2 protein-coding genes are annotated in these 1127 nt (G+C 70.2%); both read left to right on the plus strand.

Annotated elements, in window-relative coordinates:
• Positions 1–393: Cd(II)/Pb(II)-responsive transcriptional regulator (locus tag AC097L_RS25650; RefSeq protein ID WP_479589521.1), on the plus strand; the 393-nt coding region annotated here is incomplete at its 5' end.
• A gap of 2 nt (positions 394–395) precedes the next feature.
• The coding region (locus AC097L_RS25655) for a DMT family transporter (RefSeq protein ID WP_479589522.1) at positions 396–1127 on the plus strand (732 nt) is incomplete at its 3' end.

Below are 1127 nucleotides of genomic sequence, written 5' to 3' on the forward strand. Positions count from 1 at the left end.
GTGGAGACGGTGCGCTACTACGAGAAGGAAGGGCTGCTGCCCGCACCCGCGCGCACGGCGGGTAACTTCCGGGTGCACGGCGCGGCGCACCTGGAGCGGCTGCGCCTGATCCGCAACTGCCGGGCGCTGGACATGAGCCATGCGGAAATCCACGCGCTGCTGGCGCTGGCCGATGGACCGGCGGACGACTGCAGCGCAGTCAACGCGGTGTTTGACCAGCAAATAGCACACGTGGACGAGCGCATCCGCGAGCTGGCGCAGCTGAAGCTGCAGTTGACCGCCCTGCGCGGGCGCTGCGGGTCGGAGCAGGCCGTGGATGCCTGCGGCATTTTGCAAGGCCTGGCGGCGATGGAAGTAGAGGCCTCGCCCGCACGCCACACCCATTTGGGCTGACCATGAACCCTCTACACCGTGCAGCCTTGCCCGCCCTGGGCGCCGCCATCTTGTTTGGGGCCAGCACGCCGCTGGCCAAGCAGTTGATCGGCGGCGGTCTGGACTCGCCGTTTTTGCTGGCGGGCTTGTTGTACCTGGGCAGTGGTGGCGGCTTGCTGGTGCTGCGGCTGCTGCGCGACCGGGGCTGGCAGCCCGCCAACCTGCCGCGCGCGGAATGGCCGTGGATGGCCGGAGCCATCGTGTTCGGCGGGGTGCTGGGGCCGCTGCTGTTGATGCTGGGGCTGGCGCACACCACGGCGGCCAGCGCCTCGCTGCTGTTGAACTTCGAGTCGGTGCTGACGGCGGTGCTGGCCTGGGTGGTGTTTCGCGAAAACGCCGACCGCCGCATTGTGCTGGGCATGCTGCTGATCGTAGCGGGCGGGGCCGTGCTGGCCTGGTCGGGCGGCAGCGCAGGAACGCTGGGCTGGGGGCCGTTGGCATTGCTGGGGGCCTGCCTGGCCTGGGCCATCGACAACAACCTGACCCGCAAGGTGTCTGCCTCGGACGCAGTGTGGGTGGCTGCCTGCAAGGGGCTGGTGGCCGGAGCCGTCAACACCGGGCTGGGTTGGGCGCTGGGTGCCGCCTGGCCCGGCGGCGCGGTGCTGGCCTCGGCCCTGGGGATTGGCTTTGTCGGCTACGGGCTGAGCTTGGTGCTGTTTGTGCTGGCCCTGCGCGGGCTGGGCGCGGCACGCACC

This window comes from Rhodoferax sp. RT5P35, assembly GCF_056521385.1.